The sequence below is a fragment of the Mycobacterium attenuatum genome (genome assembly GCF_900566085.1).
Taxonomy (GTDB): domain Bacteria; phylum Actinomycetota; class Actinomycetes; order Mycobacteriales; family Mycobacteriaceae; genus Mycobacterium; species Mycobacterium attenuatum.
Genome location: NZ_UPHT01000002.1, coordinates 1 through 22,325 on the forward strand (window position 1 = coordinate 1; position 22,325 = coordinate 22,325).

Genomic DNA, 22,325 nt, shown 5'->3' on the forward strand with positions numbered 1-22,325 from the left:
TCGCGCACTGCATTCAGGAACGCAGTGGGCTGGCCATCGCCAACATCATCAAGCAACTGCGACCGCTGCGCTCAGCGACCATCACCATCAACGGCGCCAGTCAGACCTTCCCACCCGAAATCCCTGAGCCCCAGCGGACAATCCTCGCCCACCTCGGCATCAAAGTGGCTTACTAAACCAAATGTCCTAACTCAGGTTGAAAGCTGCAGCGTGTGCCCGCTGCGGGCAGGGGCATCAGAAATCCGCCCGGTTTCGGTTGCAAGAACCTTCGCGCACCGCAATGCGGCCGCACCTTACGTCGTCGTCGCGGCAGTTGCGGTGGCACGACTAACCGCCAGCTTGACGACGCGTCGTGGCCCGGATCAGCCTGGGGTTTTCCCGAAATTGGGAAGCGTCTGCGACAATAGCGGCTAGCTGTGTTGCGTTTGTCAGCGAGATCAGTGAGTCCTGGAGGGCCTTTGGTATGCCGAGTCCGCGCCGCGAAGACGGCGACGCGCTGCGCTGTGGTGACCGTAGCGCCGCTGTCACCGAGATCCGCGCTGCGCTGGCCGCGCTGGGAATGCTGGACAATCCCGACGAAGATCTGACCACCGGCCGACACGTCGCGCTCGAGGTGTTCGACGCCGAACTCGACCACGCGGTGCGTGCCTTTCAGCAGCATCGCGGCCTGCTCGTCGACGGCATCGTCGGCGAAGCCACCTATCGGGCGTTAAAAGAAGCTTCCTACCGACTCGGCGCTCGAACGCTGTATCACCAATTCGGTGCGCCCCTGTACGGCGATGATGTGGCGACACTGCAGGCTCGGCTGCAGGATCTCGGGTTCTACACGGGGCTGGTCGACGGATATTTCGGATTGCAGACCCACAACGCGCTGATGTCGTACCAGCGCGAGTACGGACTTTCCGCCGACGGTATCTGCGGGCCGGAAACGTTGCGGTCCTTGTACTTTCTCAGTTCACGGGTCAGCGGCGGCTCGCCGCATGCGATCCGGGAGGAGGAGTTGGTCCGCCGTTCCGGACCGAAGTTGTCCGGCAAGCGCATCATCATCGATCCCGGGCGCGGCGGTGCCGATCACGGTCTGATCACTCAAGGCCCGGCCGGGCCGATCAGTGAGGCAGACGTCCTGTGGGACTTGGCGAGTCGCCTCGAAGGACGCATGTCGGCCATCGGCATGGAGACCTTTTTGTCCCGCCCCGCCAACGGTAGCCCGTCAGACGCCGAACGCGCCGCGACCGCCAATGCCGTTGGGGCAGACCTGATGATCAGCCTGCGCTGCGAAACCCAGGCCAGTCCTTCGGCCAACGGCGTCGCCTCGTTCTATTTCGGTAACTCGCACGGGTCGGTGTCTACCATCGGCCGCAATCTGGCTGACTTTATTCAGCGAGAAGTTGTGGCGCGCACTGGGTTACGCGATTGCCGTACACATGGTCGGACCTGGGATCTGTTGCGGCTGACTCGGATGCCCACCGTTCAGGTCGACGTCGGCTACATCACCAACCCCCGAGACCGGGAAATGCTGGTCTCAACGCAGACCCGCGACGCCATTGCCGAAGGTATTCTCGCCGCGGTCAAACGGCTCTACTTGTTGGGCAAAAACGACCGGCCCACGGGCACTTTCACCTTCGCCGAGTTATTGGCCCACGAGTTGTCGGTGGAACGGGCCAGCAGACTCGGCGGTTCCTGAATAGCCGGTTACTGAATTGGCCTGAGCCCCAAAACGTCTCGTTGCCGGGACCTAGAGGGACTGCTGGCCGTAGAACCGGCCGCTGCAGCCGCCCCCACGGGCTGTTGCAGCTGGGCACTTTCCAGCAACCGCTCCAAAGCGGCCTCTACCTCAGCCTTCCACCCGAAGCCCTTATCGAGTTCCAGCCGTAACCGCGGGAAGTACCGGTGCGGTGCCACCACCACAAAACCAGTGTCCATCAAGAAGTCCGCGTCGATGACACAGTGGTCGACGGAGCAGTCACCGACAACCTCAAGTACCGGGCGCACGTCGGGTTCGACCAGCCGGGGATCCTGTAGATCGGCGGCCGCCGCCGTACGGCCGAAAGCCTCCAGCGCCCGCACCCCGCGACGAACCAGTTCGTCGATGACCCGAGCGATCAGGCTATGCGGCAAGTCATCAGAGGCCTGTCCACGTTCGATACCCATCGAGGTCAACAACACCGCGTCGGCAGACACCGGCGCAGTCGGAAACAGACGGGCCCGCGGCACCGCCCGGGGCGGGGCGTAGAACACATATCCCAGACACGGCGGTTCAGCATCGCTGCGTTCGTCCGGGATTGCCGTCGCCACCTGGCCGCACGAACCCCATTCCAACATCACCATCGACAGCCAGGCTTCCTTTTCGAATTCGGGGTCGGCAAGGTGGTGATCGTTACCCAGGGTCGCGGGGTCCACTTCCCAGTAGACGCACCGGCGCGCATGCTTGGGAAGCTGCTCGAAGGCTTCGAGCCGCAGCGCTGTGATACGAGCAGACACTAGTCTCCTAGCCTCCGTGCGGTACTGCGGCTGTCAGCCCCGCGTCTCTTACCGACCGTTCGGCCCGCCGTGTCGCACGGCCACGCCCACGGCCTCGTTCTCCCCCGGCTGATGTACACCAGCAACCTCTCTAGGATAGGAGAGTTGGCAACGGTTGGGCCAGTATCGGTTGTCCGCCAGGGCCGTCATCGGCCGGTGCCGCGTCACGACAGGTCCCGCTGATCACAACGAACCGGCCGCCTCTCGAAATCGCTTGACGCACATGGAGTCTGCGTCGAAGTGCACCACACGAAATGTTTCCTCCCTGTTCCGGAGCCGCCTCAGTGTCACAGTGACGTAATTACCTGGTGTTGCGGGCTCACGCCTTGACATCGGTGATCAAGCCGACAATGCGCTGCAAATCGTCCACCGAGCCGAACTCCACCACGATCTTGCCCTTGCGCTTGCCGAGACTTACCGTCACTCGGGTGTCGAAGGCGTTGGACAGGCGCTCGGCGACATCTTGGAGTCCGGGCATGTGAATGGGTTTGCGTCGCGGCGGGGTCGGTGCTGTGGCACCGCCGCGGTTGGCCAGGGTGACCGCCTCCTCCGTGGCCCGCACCGACAAGCCTTCGGCCACGATCCGGCTCGCCAGTTCCTCCTGCGCCTCCGGCCCAGCCTCCAGCGACAGCAGTGCCCGGGCATGGCCGGCCGACAGCACACCCGCGGCTACCCGCCGCTGAACGGGAATCGGAAGCTTGAGCAGTCGGATCATGTTGGTGATCAACGGACGCGACCGGCCGATGCGCGCAGCCAGTTCATCGTGGGTGACACCGAACTCATCGAGAAGCTGTTGGTAGGCAGCCGCTTCTTCCAGCGGGTTCAACTGGACCCGATGGATGTTTTCCAGTAGGGCATCGCGTAGCAGATTGTCGTCGCCGGTTTCGCGCACGATCGCGGGGATCGTAGCCAGGCCGGCCTCCTGAGCCGCCCGCCAACGCCGCTCCCCCATCACGATTTGATAGTGCGCGCCACTTGACGACGTCTCGACCGCCCGCACCACGATCGGCTGCAGAAGTCCGAACTCGCGGATCGAATGCACCAATTCCTGCAATGCCTCTTGGTCGAACACCTGGCGCGGCTGCCGGGGATTGGCCTCGATGTCCGACGGCGCAATCTCGCGGTACACCGCCCCTATCGATCCCCCGTCAAGGGCGGGTCCGCCGATCACGACGTCGGCGGTTGCCGATCCCATTCGTGGGCCGAACGACGACCCGGACTCACCGTCGCCGGGACCCGTGGGAATCAGCGACGCCAGTCCCCGTCCAAGACCGCCCTTCCGACGTGACGGCTGAGTCATGGTCGTCCCCTCCCGGCCGATGGCCGATCACGATCGGCGAGTTCACGACTGGCGTCCAGGTAGCTCATCGCCCCACGCGAACCGGGATCGTAATCGATGATCGTCATGCTGTAGCCCGGCGCCTCCGATACCTTGACGCTACGGGGAATCACCGTGCGCAACACTTTGCTTCCGAAGTAACGGCGGACCTCTTCGGCCACCTGGTCGGCGAGCTTTGTCCGGCCGTCATACATCGTCAGGATGACCGTGGTCACTTCGAGCTCGGGGTTGAGGTGCGCCTTCACCATCTCGATGTTGCGCATCAGCTGGGACACCCCTTCCAGCGCGTAGTACTCGCACTGAATCGGGATGAGTACTTCCGGAGCGGCGACCAATGCGTTGATCGTGAGCAGTCCCAACGATGGCGGGCAGTCGACGAACACATAGTCGAAGTCGAGGTTGTCGAGTTCGGCCAGCGCATTACGCAACCGGTTCTCACGCGCCACCATGCTCACCAGTTCGATCTCGGCACCGGCAAGGTCGATCGTCGCCGGAACGCAGAACAGTCGCTCGCTGTGCGGGCTGCGCCGTATCGCCTGTCTCAATGACACTTCGCCGATGAGCACTTCGTACGACGATGGCGTTCCGGATTGCCGCTCGGTAATACCCAGGGCAGTGCTTGCGTTGCCCTGGGGATCGAGGTCGATCACCAGAGTCTTGAGACCCTGGACGGCCAGTGCCGCGGCAAGGTTGACGGCGGTGGTGGTCTTGCCAACCCCCCCCTTCTGGTTGGCGACCGTGAAAAGTCGCCGCCGCTGTGGCCGACGCAGTGGCTCGTGGGTGGTGTGCAGGACACGCATGGCTCGTTCGGCGGCGGCGCCTATCGGAGTATCGATTTCGGTTGATGTTTCACGTGAAACATTCACTGTGGGATTGTGCGTTGTTCCCGGCGCCGACGCCAACTCAGCGGCCAGGACCCCGACCTCGCTTGGGGTAACCGCACCGGCCGGCGTCGCGGCCGCGGGCAATCTCTTCGGATGCCCGGTCATCATCGACCATGGGCCGGACGGTCGCGGTGCGCTGGGCGCAGCCGACGCTATCGAAGCGGGCGCCCCTGCCCGCGCGAGCGCGGGCAGGGGCAGCGGTACAGGGTCGCCCATGGGAACACCCGGATGCGGTGCCGAAGCGCGTCGTGTCGGTTCGGACGAAGGCGCCAGCGTCGTCGACGGGTTCACGCCTTTGCCCCATTCGTTCGCCGAATGGGTTGATCCGGACCTCCGCGCCGTGCCACCACTACGGTTGCGGGTGGTCGTAAATAGTTCGCGCCACATTCCACTACCCTGACATCACCCGCACCCGATGCGGCCATCACACGCCGGTACTTCTCTACTTCGTCGGCAGCCCGCTCTCCTTTGATCGCGAGCATCCGGCCCTCCCGTTTCACCAACGCCATACTCCACTTCGCTAGTTTGTCTAATGCGGCTACCGCTCTCGACACAGCGACATCACCGTCACCACTTCGCCGCCATATTCTCGGCTCCTCGACACGGCCGCGCACCACCTCCACGGTCAGACCCAGATCCGCGACCACCTCAGATAGAAATTCGCTGCGTCGCAACAACGGTTCCAGGAGGATGATCTGCAGATCGGGCCGAGCGATGGCCAGCGGTATGCCGGGTAGCCCGGCTCCGCTACCAATATCGACTACCCGCTGCCCGGGATCAACGAGTTCGCCGATTACGGCGCAGTTCAAGAGGTGTCGCTCCCATATGCGCCCAGCCTCCCGGGGTCCCAGCAGTCCCCGCTCGACCCCTGGACCCGCCAGCCAGTCGGCGTATCTGCGGGCAATCTGGAGTCGCTCCCCAAAGATCGCCGCCGGCGCATCGCACACATCCGGGTGCATCGGCTCCACACCGGGTCGTCGTGGGTCGGGGATCCGTCCATGTTTCACGTGAAACATTCTCCGATCTTCCCGAGCTTCTCCCACGGGCCCGGCCCGCCCGGAACTACATATCTGTAACTCACGTCCCCGACATTGCGGACGGGTCGCGGTCGGATAACGGGTTAGTCGCGCAGGACCACAACCCGCCGCGACGGCTCGACGCCCTCGCTTTCACTGTGTACGCCGGACACCGCCGCCACGGCATCGTGAACAATCTTGCGCTCAAATGGTGTCATCGGCGCAAGCTCCTCGCGTTCACCGCTGTCGGCAACCCGCCGCGCTACTCGCTCCCCCAAGGCCGCCAGTTCCTCTCGGCGTCGCCGGCGCCAGCTCGCAATGTCGAGCATCAACCGACTCCGCACGCCGGTCTTCTGATGCACCGCCAGCCGGGTGAGTTCCTGCAGAGCATCAAGTACCTCTCCCCCGCGACCCACCAACTTGTTCAGGTCGTCACTGCCGTCGATGCTGACCACAGCGCGGTTACCTTCGACATCCAGATCGATGTCGCCGTCGAAGTCCAACAGATCCAGCAACTCCTCCAAGTAGTCACCGGCGATCTCCCCCTCTGCGACCAATCGCTCCTCGAGATCATCGGCCGCATCAGCTTCATCGGCACTAGCCTTCGCTGCCATCATGTCTTCTGGACCATCTGCGACATCCTCCGCCGCTGTCTTGCTCTCCAAGTCCAGCTCGGTGGTTTCGGCATCGGTCATGGCTTGTCTCCCTCACTCACGGTCAGTGTTGGCGATGTTTCGCACTCTTCTGCTGAAGGCTTCGTTGGCGGTCATCCCGCTGCTCCCGCGCGCAAAAAGTTGTGACGCGCTTTTATCGTTTGCGCTTCTTCGGTCGCGCGCCCGGTCGCGGCGTACGACCGACCGGGGCACTGTTACGGCCCGCCTGAGTCGGTCCGCCAGCCTGGTTACGGGGCGCCTTACCCGGCTTCCCTTCGGGGTTTTGATCCGCCGAGCCCGCATCCTCCCCGCCGACTTCGGTACCGGCCTGCGCCGCGGGCTCTGGCGCCGGCCCATCAGGGCCACCCGAGGCGGTTCTGGGAAGGCGCTTGGGCTTAGCCCCCGGCGCCGGCGCATTGGCAGCTCGGCGCTGCAAAACTTCCTGCCTCTTGGCTTCGTCTTCTTTCTCAATCATGCCGAACACGTAATGCTGCTGGCCGAACGTCCAGATGTTGTTCGAGAACCAATAGAGGATGATCGCCAACGGCAGGAACGGGCCGCCAACTACGACGCCCAGCGGAAAAACATAGAGTGCCAGCTTGTTCATCATCGCGGTCTGGGGGTTCGCTGCCGCCTCCGGACTTTGCCGGGCGATGGACGCGCGACTGTTGAAGTAGGTCGCGATACCGGCCAGGATCATCACCGGCACACCGACCGCGATCACCGCGGGCCGACTGAAATCGACGAACGCGTCCAAGCCACCGCGCTGGGTCATCGACGCCCCGATCGGGGCACCGAAAAGGTTGGCATCCAGAAAGTGGCCCACGTCGGTCGGGGTGAAGACGTAGTTGCCGGTCAGCCGGTTCTCCACCACCGACATCTGCGGCTGACCGAAACCGCCCGTCGTCCGGTTGAACGAACGCAGCACGTGATACAGACCTAGGAACACCGGGATCTGCGCCAGCATCGGCAAGCATCCCAAAATCGGATTGAACCCGTGCTCGCGCTGCAGCTTCTGCATCTCCATCGCCATGCGTTGGCGGTCCTTACCGTACTTCTTCTGTAGCGCCTTGATTTGCGGCTGCAGTTCCTGCATCTGGCGCGTGGTACGGATCTGGCGCACGAACGGCTTGTAGAGCAGGGCGCGCAGCGTGAACACCAAGAACATCACCGACAGCGCCCAGGCCAAGAAGTTGGACGGCCCGAACGCCAGCGCGAACAGCTTGTACCAGACCCACATGATCCACGAGACCGGGTAGTAGACGAAGTCGAGGCTGAAGAAATCAAACAAAAGACTCACGCTCCCCTTGCTTCGCCAACAGGTCCCCGCGGACATCGCAGTCCGAATATCGCTGGCGCTCTGGTATCGGATCCCATCCTCCCCGATGCCAGGGTCCACACTTAGCGAGCCTGGCCATCGTCAGCCAGCTCCCCCGGATCAGACCGTATTCGGTCAGCGCATCCACGGCGTACTGGCTGCAGGTTGGAAGAAAGCGACACGAGGCCGGCCGCAGCGGAGAAACCATGTGCCGGTAGAGATTGATCACGAAAATCAGTGCGCGGACTGTCCACCGCCCAGTGGCATTCACCACGCTCGCGGCACTCCACGCCGACTGGGTCACCGGTCGGCACCCGCCGATTCGAAGGCTCGGCGTAAGCCGCGCCGCACCTGTTGTTCCAGACGCACCGACGAGACCTGCCGACTGCTGGGCAGTGCCCGAATCACCACCTGGTCGCACGGATGCAGGTTCCCGAGCAACGGCCGGGCAACGTGTCGCAACCGGCGTGCAACGCGATGCCGGTCGACCGCGGTACCCACCGATTTGGCGATGATCAATCCCACCCGCGGACCGCTACCATCCACTGCCTGGTTGCTGCGGTGCACATGAACGACGACATCGGGCTGTACGGTACGGATTCCGTACTTGACCGTTGCGTCAAACTCGGTTGACCGCCTCATGCGGTTGCGTGCGGACAGCACCGCTAAGAAACCTGACGCGACGATCAGGCAGTCAACGCGCGGCGACCCTTGCGGCGCCGGCCGGACACAATGGCTCGCCCAGCCCGGGTACGCATCCGCAGCCGAAAACCATGAACACGGGCTCGCCGCCGGTTGTTCGGTTGGAAGGTCCGCTTGCCCTTGGCCACGGCGTTCTCCTCGATCTGTCTCGCATACCATCCGTCCGCGCATCGTGCATACTCGGCGGCCGGAGGTGGTCTGGCAGCTGGCCGGCGCGGTCCCCGGACTCCCATCCAGGTCGCAGCCGTATCGCCGACGTTCGGGCGACTGTTTGAGGGTACTGACGAGCCTTAGCCTGGTCAAACCTCGCCAGTCCCAACAGACTCAGCCGGAAACCGGCCCCGCCCGAAATGTGGCTGCCGCTAAGGGACTCCGTGTTGCACACATCTACAACAAACGGCAACGGAAAACGAAAGAACTGTTGGCAGCCGCACCGAAAACTGTTAGCTTCGGGCAGTGCTGTTTCGGACTGAGACGGCGGCCGACGATGAAGCGAGGATGGCGGATCGACTAGCTGCCCAGACAGCCGAGCGGCTGGATGCAGCGCGGAGATCGCGGGCCGTGGCCGAAAGGCTGCGGAACGTAATCGACCGTCCTTTCCACAACTGTGGATAACCATGTGGACAGTTTGCTTGTCGCCGACAATGTCACCTCGATGTCGGACCAGGGGGATGCGTCGTTGACCGATGATCCCGGGTCGGGTTTTGCCACGGTATGGAATGCCGTCGTCTCCGAACTCAACGGGGAACTCACCACTGATGGCATCCCGGGCGGAGCCGGCAACGGCACCACCCTCACCACTCCGCTCACCCCGCAACAGCGAGCTTGGTTGAACCTTGTCCAACCCCTCACCATCGTCGAGGGATTTGCGCTGTTGTCAGTGCCGAGCAGTTTCGTCCAGAACGAAATCGAGCGTCATCTGCGCACGCCGATCACCGACGCATTGAGCCGGCGGCTCGGCCAGCAGATCCAACTCGGGGTGCGCATCGCGCCACCTCCGTCGACCGCTGAGGTCGACGACACCGCATCAACAGCAAGCGACGATCTCGACCCCGACATGTCACGTGAAGCAACCCGCGAAACCGTCGTGGACTTCGATGACGCCAGCGAACTCGAAGAAACCACTGACGGGCCCCGGCCGAGCTGGCCCGCGTACTTCACCAGGCGGTCCTCCAGCGCCGACACCGCGGCGCCGAGTGGTGGAACCAGCCTCAACCGCCGTTACACCTTCGACACCTTTGTTATCGGCGCTTCCAATCGTTTCGCTCATGCCGCCACCCTGGCCATCGCCGAAGCTCCGGCGCGCGCCTACAACCCGCTGTTCATCTGGGGCGAATCGGGCCTGGGCAAGACTCACCTCCTCCACGCCGCCGGCAACTACACACAACGACTGTTTCCGGGGATGCGGGTCAAGTACGTCTCCACCGAGGAGTTCACCAACGACTTCATCAATTCATTGCGTGACGACCGCAAGGTCGCCTTCAAGCGCAGCTACCGCGACGTCGACGTCTTGCTCGTCGATGACATTCAGTTCATCGAAGGCAAGGAAGGCATTCAGGAAGAGTTCTTCCACACCTTCAACACGTTGCACAACGCGAACAAGCAGATTGTCATCTCCTCCGACCGGCCGCCCAAACAGCTGGCCACGCTTGAAGATCGACTCCGGACCCGGTTCGAGTGGGGCCTGATCACCGATGTGCAGCCCCCCGAGTTGGAGACCCGCATCGCCATCTTGCGCAAGAAGGCACAAATGGAGCGACTGGCGGTGCCCGATGACGTCCTGGAACTCATTGCCAGCAGCATCGAACGCAACATCCGCGAACTCGAGGGTGCGCTGATCCGGGTCACCGCTTTCGCCTCGCTGAACAAGACCCCGATCGACAAGGCGCTGGCCGAGATCGTGCTGCGCGACCTCATCGCCGACGCCACCACCATGCAAATCAGCGCGGCGACCATCATGGCCGCCACTGCGGAGTACTTCGACACCACCGTCGAAGAGCTACGCGGCCCGGGCAAGACCCGATCGCTGGCCCAGTCGCGCCAGATCGCGATGTACCTGTGCCGCGAGCTCACCGATCTGTCACTGCCCAAGATCGGCCAGGCTTTCGGCCGCGACCACACCACGGTCATGTACGCCCAACGCAAGATCCTGTCGGAGATGGCCGAGCGCCGCGAGGTCTTCGATCACGTCAAAGAACTCACAACAAGGATCCGGCAGCGCTCGAAGCGCTGAATCGGCTGTTTCCGCTCGCTTCGCCGCAAAAAACTTCTCTACCATCAGTCACAGTAGCCACACGCCGCCGCTGTGCGCAGTGCTGTGGACAGCCACTCGAAATTCACGTGCAGATCTCGGCCCTTCTGAACACACCCGCCGATTCATCCCCAACGCCCCACATCCACCACACAGCCTGCGATGCCGTCATCCACACCCCGGTTGGTCGCCCACCAGCACCGACAGCGAACTATCCCCAAAACTCACACCCCTTATTACTGCTATTGAAATCTATTCCTGGGTTGTCCTTAGAAAATCGGGCTTGGGGACACCCGACTCCCAGGGTCCCTCGCGAGGGCGCAGTGCCCGCGATGTCGGCGTTGACGATTAGCTTTCAACTTGGAGCCAGACGTTCTACGGTTGTTGTTCGACCGCCGTTGCGGGGATTCGTCACGGGTGGTCGCAATGCCGGCGGCGGGGCTGGCTCATGGATCTAGGGATCGAACTCACTGTTAGGTGAAGGGACGCAATGGACGCGGCTACGACCCAGGCTGGTCTCACCGACTTGAAGTTCCGTTTGGTGAAAGAGTCGTTCGCCGAGGCGGTGTCGTGGGTGGCAAAAAACCTGCCGACCAGGCCGGCGGTGCCGGTGCTTTCCGGTGTGCTGCTGACGGGCTCGGACGATGGTCTGACCATTTCCGGATTCGACTACGAAGTTTCAGCCGAAGTACAGATCGCTGCCGAAATCGCTTCTCCAGGAAGCGTTTTGGTATCAGGGCGGTTGCTGTCCGACATCACCCGGGCATTGCCTAACAAGCCGGTCGATTTCTACGTCGACGGCAATCGGGTCGCCTTGACCTGCGGAAACGCCAGGTTTTCGTTACCGACCATGGCGGTCGAGGATTATCCAACACTGCCGACCCTGCCCGATGACACCGGGACGTTGCCGTCGGATCTGTTCGCCGAGGCCATCAGCCAGGTCGCCATTGCGGCCGGCCGCGACGACACCCTGCCCATGTTGACCGGTATTCGCGTCGAGATCTCCGGTGAGACGGTGGTTTTAGCGGCAACCGACAGGTTCCGTCTGGCGGTTCGGGAATTGACGTGGACCGCACTGTCGCCAGACATCGACGCGTCGGTGCTGGTGCCGGCCAAGACGCTGGCCGAGGCGGCCAAAGCCAACAGTGACGGATCCGATGTGCGGTTGTCCTTGGGTGCCGGCAGTGGCGTCGGAAAGGATGGGCTACTGGGCATCAGCGGTAGCGGCAAGCGCAGCACCACCCGCCTACTGGACGCGGAGTTTCCGAAATTTCGCCAGCTGCTGCCCGCCGAGCACACCGCGGTAGCCACCGCTGATGTGGCAGAGCTGACCGAGGCGATCAAGCTGGTCGCGCTGGTCGCTGATCGTGGCGCGCAGGTACGCATGGAATTCGGCGAGGGGACGTTGCGGCTTTCCGCCGGCGCCGATGACGTCGGGCGGGCTGAGGAAGACCTTGCCGTCGACTTCGCCGGTGAACCGCTGACAATCGCGTTCAACCCCACATATCTGACTGATGGTCTGGGGTCGTTGCATTCCGAGCGGGTGTCGTTCGGCTTCACCACCCCGGGAAAGCCCGCCCTACTGCGTCCCGCATCGGCCGAAGACGTCACGCCGACTGGTAACGGTCCGTTCCCGGCGGTGCCGACAGACTACGTCTACCTCTTGATGCCGGTTCGGTTGCCGGGCTGATCGCTGGGGTGCCGAAGTAGGTGTACGTCCGGCGTTTGGGACTGCGTGATTTCCGCTCGTGGGCGCATGTGGATCTCGAATTACATCCGGGCCGTACGGTATTCGTCGGTCCCAACGGATTCGGTAAGACGAATCTTATTGAAGCACTGTGGTATTCGAGCACCATGGGTTCGCACCGAGTGGGCACCGATGCACCGTTGATCCGGGCGGGGGCCGACCGCGCGGTGATCTCGACGATCGTAGTCAGCGACGGTCGGGAATGCGCGGTGGATCTCGAGATCGCCGCGGGACGGGCCAACAAGGCCCGGCTGAACCGGTCTCCGGTGCGCAGCACCCGTGAGGTGGTCGGGGTATTGTGCGCGGTGCTGTTTGCTCCTGAAGACTTGGCGCTGGTCCGCGGCGATCCGGCGGACCGGCGTCGTTACCTAGATGACTTGGCGACGGTGCGGCGTCCGGCCGTGGCTGCGGTGCGCTCCGACTACGACAAAGTGCTGCGGCAGCGGACCGCGTTGCTGAAATCCGCAGCAGGCGCGCGATACCGCGGGGACCACGGTGTGCTGGACACACTGGACGTCTGGGACAGCCGACTGGCTGAGCACGGCGCCGAATTGATGGCTGCTCGTATGGATTTGGTGCGGCAACTGGCCCCGGAAGTGGAAAAGGCGTATCAGCTGTTGGCCCCGGGTTCGCGCCCGGCGTCCATCGACTATCGAGCCAGCATGGCCGCTGTCGTGCCCGGACATACTCTGGCTGATGGAACGCCCGGGGCTGCCGATCGTGACCACCTAAAGGCCGGGCTGCTGACGGCGCTGGCCGCGCGGCGCGATGCCGAAGTGGAACGTGGTGTGTGTCTGGTTGGTCCGCACCGAGACGACCTGGAACTGCGACTAGGTGACCAACACGCCAAAGGCTTTGCCAGCCACGGAGAGTCATGGTCGATGGCGGTGGCGCTGCGATTGGCGGCCTATGAATTGCTGCGTGGCGACGGCAGTGACCCGGTGTTGTTGCTGGATGACGTCTTTGCTGAACTGGACGCCCAGCGCCGTCGTGCCTTGGCGGCCGTGGCGGAGTCGGCCGAACAGGTGTTGGTGACCGCGGCGGTGCTGGAAGATATTCCAGTGGGTTGGGACGCGAGACGGGTGCCGATCGATTTGCGTGCGGGTGACGACGGGCCGGTATCGGTGGTGTCCGCGTGACCGGCGAGCAATCAGCAGACCAGATCCCACAACTCGACGCCGGCATCGACCTGGTTCGACGCACCTTGGCAGAGGCCCGGGCCGCCGCGCGGGCCCGGGGACGTGATGTGGGCCGCGGATCGGTGGCGCAACCGGTTTCGTCGCGGCGCGTCGCCGGACAGCGTCGCGGGTGGTCGGGTCCGGGCCCCGACTCCCGAGATCCGCAACCGCTGGGCAAGTTGGCTCGCGAACTGGCGAAAAAGCGCGGTTGGTCCGGACGTGTCGCCGAGGGCACGGTGCTGGGCCAATGGGCCGCAGTGGTTGGCCAGCAGATCGCCGAGCATGCCACTCCCGCCTCGCTGGACGACGGGGTGCTCAGCGTGACAGCTGAATCGACGGCCTGGGCCACGCAATTGCGGATCATGCAGGCCCAACTCCTGGCTAAGATCGCCGCCGCGGTCGGCAACGGCGTGGTGACGTCGCTGAAGATCACCGGTCCCGCTGCGCCGTCTTGGCGCAAGGGGCCTCGACATGTCGCCGGTAGAGGGCCGCGCGACACCTACGGCTAAACCACATGCGGGCGGTCCAACGGTTACGTGGAGCCTTAGTTGTCCAAGTCCTGAAATCCACCAGGACGAAGTGAACACGCACCTCAAACGTCCGGACGCGTCCTCAAGGAAGATATCGTGCGCACGGCGCAGTTAGGTAGGTAGAAACGCGCCTAGAGAATCGGTGCGGAGACGCGCTCACGGTAGAGTAGGTGTGCGACCCGCTGCGGTGACTGAACCGCTCGCATGCAACCCCGAGGAGAGCATTCGGACCGTGGCTGCCCAGAAGAAGAAGGCCCAAGACGAATACGGCGCTGCATCGATCACCATTTTGGAGGGGCTAGAGGCTGTCCGTAAACGTCCGGGCATGTACATCGGCTCGACCGGTGAGCGTGGTCTGCACCACCTCATCTGGGAGGTGGTCGACAACGCGGTCGATGAGGCGATGGCCGGCTACGCGGCCGTCGTCAGTGTCGTCCTGCTCGAGGATGGCGGCGTCGAAGTCACCGACGATGGCCGCGGCATCCCGGTCGCGATGCACGCGTCCGGGATACCAACCGTCGACGTGGTGATGACCCAGCTGCATGCCGGCGGGAAATTCGACTCCGACGCCTATGCGATATCGGGCGGGCTGCACGGTGTGGGTGTGTCGGTGGTCAACGCTTTGTCCACCCGGCTCGAGGTGGAGATCAAGCGCGACGGCTCCGAGTGGTCCCAGGTTTACGAGAAGTCCGAGCCGATGGGGCTCAAAGAAGGCGCGCCGACGAGGAAGACCGGCACGACGGTGCGATTCTGGGCCGACCCCAACGTTTTCGAAACCACCGAGTACGACTTCGAAACCGTCGCCCGACGATTGCAGGAGATGGCGTTTCTCAACAAGGGGCTCACCATCAATTTGACCGATCAGCGGGTGACCCAGGAGGAGGTGGTCGACGAGGTGGTCAGCGACGTCGCCGAGGCCCCGAAGTCGGCCCGCGAGAAGGCGGCCGAATCCGCCGCTCCACACAAAGTCAAGAAGCGTACCTTCCACTACCCCGGCGGCCTGGTTGACTTCGTCAAACACATCAACCGCACCAAGAACGCCATCCACAGCAGCATCGTCGACTTCTCTGGTAAGGGCCCGGGCCATGAAGTCGAGATCGCGATGCAGTGGAATGCCGGCTACTCGGAGTCGGTGCACACCTTCGCCAACACGATCAATACCCACGAGGGCGGGACCCACGAAGAAGGGTTCCGCAGCGCCTTGACGTCGGTAGTGAACAAATACGCCAAGGATCGCAAACTCCTCAAAGACAAGGACCCCAACCTCACCGGTGACGACATCCGCGAAGGGTTGGCCGCGGTGATTTCGGTCAAGGTCAGCGAGCCGCAATTCGAGGGTCAGACCAAGACCAAGCTGGGTAACACCGAGGTGAAATCATTCGTGCAGAAGGTGTGCAACGAACAGCTCACCCATTGGTTCGAAGCCAACCCCGCCGATGCGAAAACCGTTGTCAACAAGGCTGTTTCATCGGCACAGGCGCGCATTGCGGCCCGCAAAGCGCGAGAGTTGGTGCGCCGCAAGAGCGCCACGGACATCGGCGGATTGCCCGGCAAGTTGGCCGATTGTCGCTCGACTGACCCGCGCAAGTCCGAACTGTATGTAGTAGAAGGTGATTCAGCCGGCGGCTCGGCAAAGAGCGGTCGCGACTCGATGTTTCAGGCGATCCTGCCGTTGCGCGGTAAGATCATCAACGTCGAGAAGGCCCGCATCGACCGGGTGCTGAAGAACACCGAAGTCCAGGCGATCATCACCGCGCTGGGTACCGGTATCCACGACGAATTCGATATCTCCAAGCTGCGATACCACAAGATTGTGCTGATGGCTGACGCCGACGTCGACGGCCAGCACATCTCCACGTTGCTGCTGACGTTGTTGTTCCGCTTCATGCGTCCGCTGATCGAGAATGGTCATGTATTTCTGGCTCAGCCCCCGCTATACAAGCTCAAGTGGCAGCGCATCGATCCCGAGTTCGCCTACTCCGATCGCGAGCGTGATGGGTTACTGGAGGCTGGGCTGAAGGCGGGCAAGAAGATCAACAAGGAAGACGGTATCCAGCGCTACAAAGGTCTGGGCGAAATGGATGCCAAGGAGTTGTGGGAAACCACCATGGATCCTTCGGTGCGGGTGTTGCGTCAAGTGACGCTGGACGACGCCGCGGCGGCCGATGAGCTGTTCTCCATCCTGATGGGTGAGGACGTGGATGCGCGCCGAAGCTTTATCACCCGCAACGCCAAGGATGTTCGTTTCCTTGATGTGTAAGTTGTCGGTGCGGGCCTGCGCGGGGCTGGGCGCAAGCGTGCTCTTGCTCGCGGGTTGTTCCCACGGGCCGACCGCGCGGGAAGGCGAGCCCGATCGCGGGGATCTCGTGATCAGCTACACCACGCAAGTCGCACAAGTCAATTCGATCCACATCATGAAGGCGGATGGCAGCGGGGATCGCGTTCTGAGGCCACCCGACCCACCGGCGGAGTCGGCGGTGTTCTCCTCCGACGGGCGCAAGATCGCGTACATCGCTGGTAAGCCCGCGCAGGTATTCGTAACGGATTCCGACCTGAAGAACGCACGGCCGTTGACCAAAGCAGTTTCGGCACAATCGCATATCAACGATTCCGTCGCCTTGGCCTTTTCTCCCGACGGCAAAATGGTGGCCTACGTCGAAAGTGTGACCGGGGATAGCTCGATCTACGTCGTGGACGTCACCGGCGGTGAGCCACGGCAGCTAATGGCCCCCTTCGGGGCGCCCGTGTCCGTTCCGCCGCTGCGGGTTGTGTTCACGCCCGACAGTCGGGCGGTGGTGTATGACAGGTTCGTCAAAGCGGGCTTTGGCCAACGGCTGGTCTTCTCCACGATCGCCGACGTTGTCCAGGGCGACAAGACCGATGAGCTGGCGCTTCCGGTTCCAGATGGAATCATTGCGACGCGAGAGGAGTTGCGTGGCATCCCTGCCCAACTGGCTTATTCGCGAGACGGCAAAAAGATCGTTTATCAACTCAGCGTGAGCCAGGGCAGAAACGCCCTGTTTGTCGCGGATGCCGACCTGACAAAGCCGCGCAAACTCGCTGATCTCAAAGACCCGCGTGCGGAATGGACTTTGCCTACCTTCTCGCCAGACGGAAGCCAGATTGCCTATACCGACACGTTGTTCGATATCGGAGCGCAGGCAATCTTTGTGGTGAATACCGACGGTACCGGTCAGCGTCAAATCTCCAAGCCGCAGCGCGGTGAATACCACGCTTCCCCCAGCTGGGGATATGCCGCGCGTCACAACTAACACCAAAACGAGGAATAGATGACAGACACGACGCTGCCGCCCGACGACTCCGTCGAGCGGATCGAACCGGTCGACATTCAGCAGGAGATGCAGCGCAGCTACATCGATTACGCGATGAGCGTGATCGTCGGCCGCGCGCTACCCGAGGTGCGCGACGGCCTCAAGCCGGTGCACCGGCGCGTGCTCTACGCGATGTATGACTCCGGGTTCCGTCCGGACCGCAGCCACGCCAAATCGGCGCGGTCGGTGGCCGAGACGATGGGTAATTACCACCCGCACGGCGACGCGTCGATCTACGACACCCTGGTGCGTATGGCGCAGCCGTGGTCGCTGCGCTATCCCCTGGTCGACGGTCAGGGCAACTTCGGCTCACCGGGCAACGATCCGCCAGCGGCGATGAGATACACCGAGGCCCGGCTGACCCCGTTAGCCATGGAGATGCTGCGTGAAATCGACGAGGAGACAGTCGATTTCATCCCCAACTATGACGGCCGGGTGCAAGAGCCGACGGTGCTGCCCAGCCGCTTCCCGAACTTGCTGGCCAACGGGTCGGGCGGCATCGCAGTGGGCATGGCCACCAACATCCCGCCGCACAACCTGCGTGAGCTTGCCGATGCGGTGTTCTGGGCGTTGGACAATTACGACGCCGACGAGGAGACGACGCTGGCCGCCGTCATGGAGCGGGTGAAAGGACCCGACTTTCCCACGGCCGGACTCATTGTCGGATCCCAGGGCATCGCCGACGCCTACAAGACCGGCCGGGGCTCTATTCGGATGCGCGGAGTCGTTGAGGTGGAAGAAGATTCACGCGGCCGCACCTCGCTGGTCATCACCGAGCTGCCCTATCAGGTCAACCACGACAACTTCATCACCTCGATCGCCGAGCAGGTCCGCGACGGCAAGCTGGCGGGCATCGCCAATATCGAAGACCAGGGCAGCGAGCGGGTCGGCGTGCGCATCGTCGTGGAGCTCAAACGTGACGCGGTGGCCAAGGTGGTGCTCAACAACCTCTACAAGCACACCCAGCTGCAAACGAGCTTCGGCGCCAACATGTTGTCCATCGTCGACGGGGTACCGCGCACGCTGCGACTCGATCAGCTGATCCGCTACTACGTCGAACACCAACTCGACGTGATCGTCCGGCGCACCACCTACCGGCTGCGAAAAGCCAACGAGCGGGCCCACATTCTGCGCGGCCTGGTCAAGGCGCTCGACGCGCTGGACGAAGTGATCGCCTTGATTCGCGCATCGGAGACGGTCGACATCGCCCGGGCCGGGTTGATCGAGTTGCTCGATATTGACGAGATCCAGGCTCAGGCCATTCTGGACATGCAGCTGCGGCGCCTGGCGGCCCTGGAACGCCAGCGCATCATCGACGATTTGGCCAAGATCGAAGCAGAGATCGCCGATTTGGAAGACATCCTGGCCAAGCCGGAGCGGCAACGCGGGATCGTGCGCGACGAACTCGGCGAGATCGTCGACAAGCACGGCGACGACCGTCGGACCCGAATCGTCGCAGCCGACGGCGACGTCAGCGACGAGGATCTGATCGCCCGCGAGGATGTCGTCGTCACCATCACCGAAACCGGGTATGCCAAGCGCACCAAGACCGACCTGTATCGCAGCCAGAAGCGCGGCGGCAAGGGTGTCCAGGGTGCCGGTCTCAAGCAGGACGACATCGTCCGGCATTTCTTCGTCTGCTCCACCCATGACTGGATTCTGTTCTTCACCACGCAGGGCCGGGTGTATCGGGCCAAGGCTTACGAGCTGCCGGAGACGTCGCGTACCGCGCGTGGTCAGCATGTGGCCAACCTGTTGGCGTTCCAGCCCGAGGAGCGCATCGCTCAGGTCATCCAGATCCGCAGTTACGAGGACGCGCCGTATCTGGTGTTGGCCACCAAGAACGGGCTGGTCAAGAAGTCCAAGCTGACCGACTTCGACTCCAACCGCTCTGGTGGAATCGTGGCGATCAACCTGCGCGACAACGACGAACTGGTGGGGGCCGTGCTGTGCTCGGCCGAGGAGGACCTGCTGCTGGTCTCGGCCAACGGGCAATCGATCCGGTTCTCGGCGACCGACGAGGCGCTGCGCCCGATGGGCCGGGCCACCTCGGGGGTGCAAGGCATGCGGTTCAACGCCGACGATCGGCTGCTGTCGTTGAACGTCGTCCGCGAAGCCACCTATTTACTGGTCGCGACGTCCGGTGGGTACGCCAAGCGCACCGCGATCGACGAGTACCCGGTGCAGGGCCGCGGCGGTAAAGGCGTGCTGACCGTGATGTACGACCGCCGCCGCGGCAGACTGGTCGGCGCGTTGATCGTCGACGACGACAGCGAGCTGTACGCGATCACCTCCGGCGGCGGGGTCATTCGCACCGCCGCGCGCCAGGTTCGTAAGGCGGGCCGTCAGACCAAGGGTGTTCGGCTGATGAATCTCGGTGAGGGTGACAACCTGTTGGCGATTGCCCGCAACGCCGAGGAAAGCGAGGACGTGGTCGGGGAAGCCGACAGCGACGACGGATCGGGCAAGTAGGGGCTCTTCGGGGCGGCTCGACGCCCCGGACGACGAAATTGCTCGATTGTCAGGCGTATTCGGTGCAGTCAGTGCATGCGGAGGTCGCAGCGGTGTGCGGCTACTGCTATCCACATTGGCGGGTGTTGGGGACAAAACGTGCCAACACTAGACCTACCGGAACATGCCGGCTAGGTCGCGGGACGTCCCACCCGGCCGGCAGCGCGCCGTGCGGCCTCTTCGTGTTCGGCCGCGCTGACGACGACCGCGTCAGAACCCGGGTACACCGTCGCCTCGTGCCCGGTCACCAGCCAACGCACCACGTATGGCGGCGAGCCGTCTTGGGAACGCACCTCGGTGATCTCCGCGTGCTGGTCATGTCGCTCGGTGGTGGTGCCCTTAACCACCAGGTAGTCGCCGACCTTAGCCTTCATCGCCCGCCGCCTTCCCGTTTTGTGAGACCGCCGACATCTCCATGGTGCGCGCGACGGTCGCCAAACGGAAGCACGACCTGGCGTCGAGTGTGCGTGGGTGGCGTCGAGTGTGCTGCCAGGGCGATCCACCGCGGATGTTGGCGCCCTACATGCACACTCAAAGCCCTCACCGCTCGCTCGAGACCGCGACACGGCCGCCGACCCGGCGCCGCTACGTACACCCCTTCTCGGGGCACCTCTGGGCACCTCGGGGCGGAACCTATCGACGTGCCGCAATCCGACGCCACGGTGACACGTTGGATCTGTCCCGGAATACGCTTGAACCGCTGTTTAACGGCCGCTTCGGATGACGATCCGGACGGCGGATCGGCCTCCGAATACCACGGCAACTAGACTCAGCGACCTGGGTACACATGTTAGGAGTCGGGGTGACCTCACCGAACGAGCCGGGCGCCCCCAATACGGGCGACCTACCGAATGGGGATGCTGTGGCCGAGCGTGCCGGTGCACACCGGGCAACGACCGGACCTGGCCGGGTTACAGATCCCGGAGACTCTCCGTCGCGGCGCCGCAGCGGCACGTGGCCGTCCCAGCCGGGGCAGTGGGAACCCAACGATCCGCCGACAGACGTGCGGCCACCCGGCCCGAGTTCGGCCATCGATGCCCGGTTGAACCGCTTTATCACCGGAACCTCAACACCGGCGGCTGCCCCCTCCGCGCCGGTGGCGACGACTCCGCCGGAACCCGACCAACTTCCGGCCCGCGGCGACGGTCCACCTGTTGAGGCTTACGCCAGCGAGCTGCCCGATCTATCGGGATCTATCCCCCGGGCGCAGCGCAGGGCCGCGCCCGACCGTCCGGCAGAACCGTCGACGCCGACGCCCACCGGCCGTTCGGCAACCACGGAACCCCGTGAATCCCGGGTACAGGTATCGCCGCGGCGAGGCCGCGGACCGGTGCGGGCCAGCATGCAGATCCGCCGGATCGATCCGTGGAGCATGCTGAAGGTGTCGCTGCTGCTGTCGGTGGCGTTGTTCTTCGTTTGGATGATCTCGGTGGCGTTCCTGTACCTGGTGCTCGGCGGCATGGGCGTGTGGGCCAAGCTCAACAGCAACGTCGGCGACCTGCTGAACAACACCAGCGGAAGCAGCGCAGAACTGGTCTCCAGCGGCACCATCTTCGGTGGGGCCGTGCTGATCGGCTTGGTCAACATCGTCTTGATGACCGCGATGGCCACCATCGGGGCATTCGTCTACAACCTCACCACGGATCTGATCGGCGGCATCGAGGTGACGCTGGCCGACCGGGATTAGCATTTTGGGGGTCGGGCGGCGATTGCGGTAATCTCGTCGCTCGGCCGTATTCCGGAATCCGGGCCTATAGCTCAGGCGGTTAGAGCGCTTCGCTGATAACGAAGAGGTCGGAGGTTCGAGTCCTCCTAGGCCCACGACCATGTGTTCGTCAAGACGTTGTGTGCGGCTCGCGCTATCACTGGCAGTGGCTGCTGCGGTGGTGGCCGTGGTGCGGGCCCGCCGAAACGCCGAAGTGTGGCACGCGGCGCCGGATCCGGTGCCTGGTCACCCGTCTCGGGACGCGGTTCGCAACGAGGAGGGGCCTTAGCTCAGTTGGTAGAGCACCGCCTTTGCAAGGCGGGTGTCAGGGGTTCGATTCCCCTAGGCTCCACAATTGTGATGAGTCGCGTCATGGGTTACAGATTCCCCGGCCATCGGCCGGGGTTTTTGTTTTGGTTGCGCCAGTAGTTTTTGTCGGGGTCGATGATGTGGCTGCTGAGGATGTGGTGGGCGGTTTTGCTGATGACGGTGACGGTTTTGCTGGTGGCCAGGATGAGTATTGGGGTGTGGGCGTGGGTGCCTCCGATGCCGAGGTGGTGTGGGCGGCTGGCGTGGCGCAGGGTGAGTTTGCCGGATTGGTCGACGATGTCGTGGCGGATGCGAAAGTGTGGGTTGGGT

The 22,325-nt window shown here is 63.4% G+C and carries 20 protein-coding genes, 2 tRNA genes and 1 pseudogene; 12 read left to right on the plus strand and 11 right to left on the minus strand.

Annotated elements, in window-relative coordinates:
* A pseudogene (locus tag EET13_RS31090) lies at nt 1-176 on the plus strand (IS1634 family transposase); the annotation flags it as partial.
* 287 nt (nt 177-463) lie between these two features.
* Nucleotides 464-1,684 (plus strand): N-acetylmuramoyl-L-alanine amidase, encoded by a 1,221-nt coding sequence (locus tag EET13_RS00115; protein WP_122440373.1) that lies wholly within the window; start codon nt 464-466, stop codon nt 1,682-1,684.
* 8 nt (nt 1,685-1,692) lie between these two features.
* Here the strand turns inward: EET13_RS00115 and EET13_RS00120 are convergent, their stop codons facing one another.
* The 9 genes from EET13_RS00120 to rpmH all read right to left on the minus strand — a co-directional run bounded on the left by EET13_RS00120 (nt 1,693) and on the right by rpmH (nt 8,560).
* Nucleotides 1,693-2,481, minus strand: coding sequence for an acetyltransferase (locus EET13_RS00120; RefSeq protein WP_122440374.1), 789 nt, complete (start codon nt 2,479-2,481; stop codon nt 1,693-1,695).
* A gap of 358 nt (nt 2,482-2,839) precedes the next feature.
* Nucleotides 2,840-3,820 (minus strand): ParB/RepB/Spo0J family partition protein, encoded by a 981-nt coding sequence (locus EET13_RS00125; protein WP_122440375.1) that lies wholly within the window; start codon nt 3,818-3,820, stop codon nt 2,840-2,842.
* Nucleotides 3,817-4,959, minus strand: coding sequence for a ParA family protein (locus tag EET13_RS00130; protein ID WP_425294209.1), 1,143 nt, complete (start codon nt 4,957-4,959; stop codon nt 3,817-3,819). The genes EET13_RS00125 and EET13_RS00130 overlap by 4 nt, the downstream gene beginning before the upstream one ends.
* 71 nt (nt 4,960-5,030) lie before the next feature.
* Nucleotides 5,031-5,702, minus strand: a complete 672-nt coding sequence (gene rsmG / locus EET13_RS00135; protein WP_122440387.1) for a 16S rRNA (guanine(527)-N(7))-methyltransferase RsmG — start codon at nt 5,700-5,702, stop codon at nt 5,031-5,033.
* A gap of 161 nt (nt 5,703-5,863) precedes the next feature.
* The gene (locus EET13_RS00140; protein WP_425293747.1) at nt 5,864-6,376 is read right to left on the minus strand and encodes a Jag family protein; all 513 of its coding nucleotides are present in this window, start codon (nt 6,374-6,376) and stop codon (nt 5,864-5,866) included.
* 190 nt (nt 6,377-6,566) lie between these two features.
* Nucleotides 6,567-7,712, minus strand: coding sequence for a membrane protein insertase YidC (gene yidC, locus EET13_RS00145; RefSeq protein ID WP_122440377.1), 1,146 nt, complete (start codon nt 7,710-7,712; stop codon nt 6,567-6,569).
* Complete coding sequence (gene yidD / locus EET13_RS32675) at nt 7,696-8,034, minus strand: membrane protein insertion efficiency factor YidD (protein WP_425293745.1); 339 nt, start codon at nt 8,032-8,034, stop codon at nt 7,696-7,698. The genes yidC and yidD overlap by 17 nt, the downstream gene beginning before the upstream one ends.
* Complete coding sequence (gene rnpA / locus EET13_RS00155) at nt 8,031-8,393, minus strand: ribonuclease P protein component (RefSeq protein ID WP_122440378.1); 363 nt, start codon at nt 8,391-8,393, stop codon at nt 8,031-8,033. Before rnpA ends, yidD begins: the two co-directional genes overlap by 4 nt.
* A gap of 23 nt (nt 8,394-8,416) precedes the next feature.
* Entirely contained in the window at nt 8,417-8,560 is a 144-nt protein-coding gene (rpmH, locus tag EET13_RS00160; RefSeq protein ID WP_068111553.1) for a 50S ribosomal protein L34, read from the minus strand.
* Between the two features lie 551 nt (nt 8,561-9,111).
* Between rpmH and dnaA the strand changes: the two genes are divergently transcribed.
* The 7 genes from dnaA to gyrA all read left to right on the plus strand — a co-directional run bounded on the left by dnaA (nt 9,112) and on the right by gyrA (nt 19,942).
* Nucleotides 9,112-10,665, plus strand: a complete 1,554-nt coding sequence (dnaA, locus tag EET13_RS00165; protein ID WP_122440388.1) for a chromosomal replication initiator protein DnaA — start codon at nt 9,112-9,114, stop codon at nt 10,663-10,665.
* A gap of 508 nt (nt 10,666-11,173) precedes the next feature.
* On the plus strand, nt 11,174-12,373 hold the full coding sequence (gene dnaN, locus EET13_RS00170; protein ID WP_122440379.1) for a DNA polymerase III subunit beta: 1,200 nt from the start codon (nt 11,174-11,176) through the stop codon (nt 12,371-12,373).
* Nucleotides 12,374-12,393: 20 nt separating this feature from the next.
* A complete protein-coding gene (gene recF / locus EET13_RS00175) occupies nt 12,394-13,569 on the plus strand; it encodes a DNA replication/repair protein RecF (RefSeq protein ID WP_122440380.1) in 1,176 nt (391 codons plus the stop codon).
* Complete coding sequence (locus EET13_RS00180; RefSeq protein ID WP_244603706.1) at nt 13,566-14,117, plus strand: DUF721 family protein; 552 nt, start codon at nt 13,566-13,568, stop codon at nt 14,115-14,117. The genes recF and EET13_RS00180 overlap by 4 nt, the downstream gene beginning before the upstream one ends.
* Nucleotides 14,118-14,370: 253 nt before the next feature.
* Nucleotides 14,371-16,398: a DNA topoisomerase (ATP-hydrolyzing) subunit B gene (gyrB, locus tag EET13_RS00185; protein WP_122440389.1), complete on the plus strand. Its 2,028-nt coding sequence runs from the start codon at nt 14,371-14,373 to the stop codon at nt 16,396-16,398.
* The gene (locus EET13_RS00190; RefSeq protein WP_168991202.1) at nt 16,391-17,410 is read left to right on the plus strand and encodes a TolB family protein; all 1,020 of its coding nucleotides are present in this window, start codon (nt 16,391-16,393) and stop codon (nt 17,408-17,410) included. Before gyrB ends, EET13_RS00190 begins: the two co-directional genes overlap by 8 nt.
* 18 nt (nt 17,411-17,428) lie before the next feature.
* Nucleotides 17,429-19,942, plus strand: a complete 2,514-nt coding sequence (gene gyrA / locus EET13_RS00195; RefSeq protein ID WP_122440383.1) for a DNA gyrase subunit A — start codon at nt 17,429-17,431, stop codon at nt 19,940-19,942.
* A gap of 170 nt (nt 19,943-20,112) precedes the next feature.
* On the opposite strand, the gene EET13_RS00200 is transcribed toward gyrA, so the two are convergent.
* Nucleotides 20,113-20,355: a DUF1918 domain-containing protein gene (locus EET13_RS00200; protein WP_122440384.1), complete on the minus strand. Its 243-nt coding sequence runs from the start codon at nt 20,353-20,355 to the stop codon at nt 20,113-20,115.
* A 428-nt stretch (nt 20,356-20,783) separates the two neighbouring features.
* On the opposite strand from EET13_RS00200, the gene EET13_RS00205 reads away from it, so the two are divergent.
* The 3 genes from EET13_RS00205 (at nt 20,784) to EET13_RS00215 (ending at nt 22,038) form a co-directional block, all read left to right on the plus strand.
* Nucleotides 20,784-21,668 (plus strand): DUF3566 domain-containing protein, encoded by an 885-nt coding sequence (locus tag EET13_RS00205; RefSeq protein ID WP_122440385.1) that lies wholly within the window; start codon nt 20,784-20,786, stop codon nt 21,666-21,668.
* Between the two features lie 60 nt (nt 21,669-21,728).
* A tRNA-Ile gene (locus tag EET13_RS00210) sits at nt 21,729-21,802 on the plus strand.
* A gap of 163 nt (nt 21,803-21,965) precedes the next feature.
* Nucleotides 21,966-22,038: transfer RNA gene (locus EET13_RS00215), tRNA-Ala, on the plus strand.
* A 25-nt stretch (nt 22,039-22,063) separates the two neighbouring features.
* On the opposite strand, the gene EET13_RS00220 is transcribed toward EET13_RS00215, so the two are convergent.
* A partial coding sequence (locus EET13_RS00220) for a hypothetical protein (protein WP_244603707.1) occupies nt 22,064-22,325 on the minus strand: 262 nt, incomplete at its 5' end.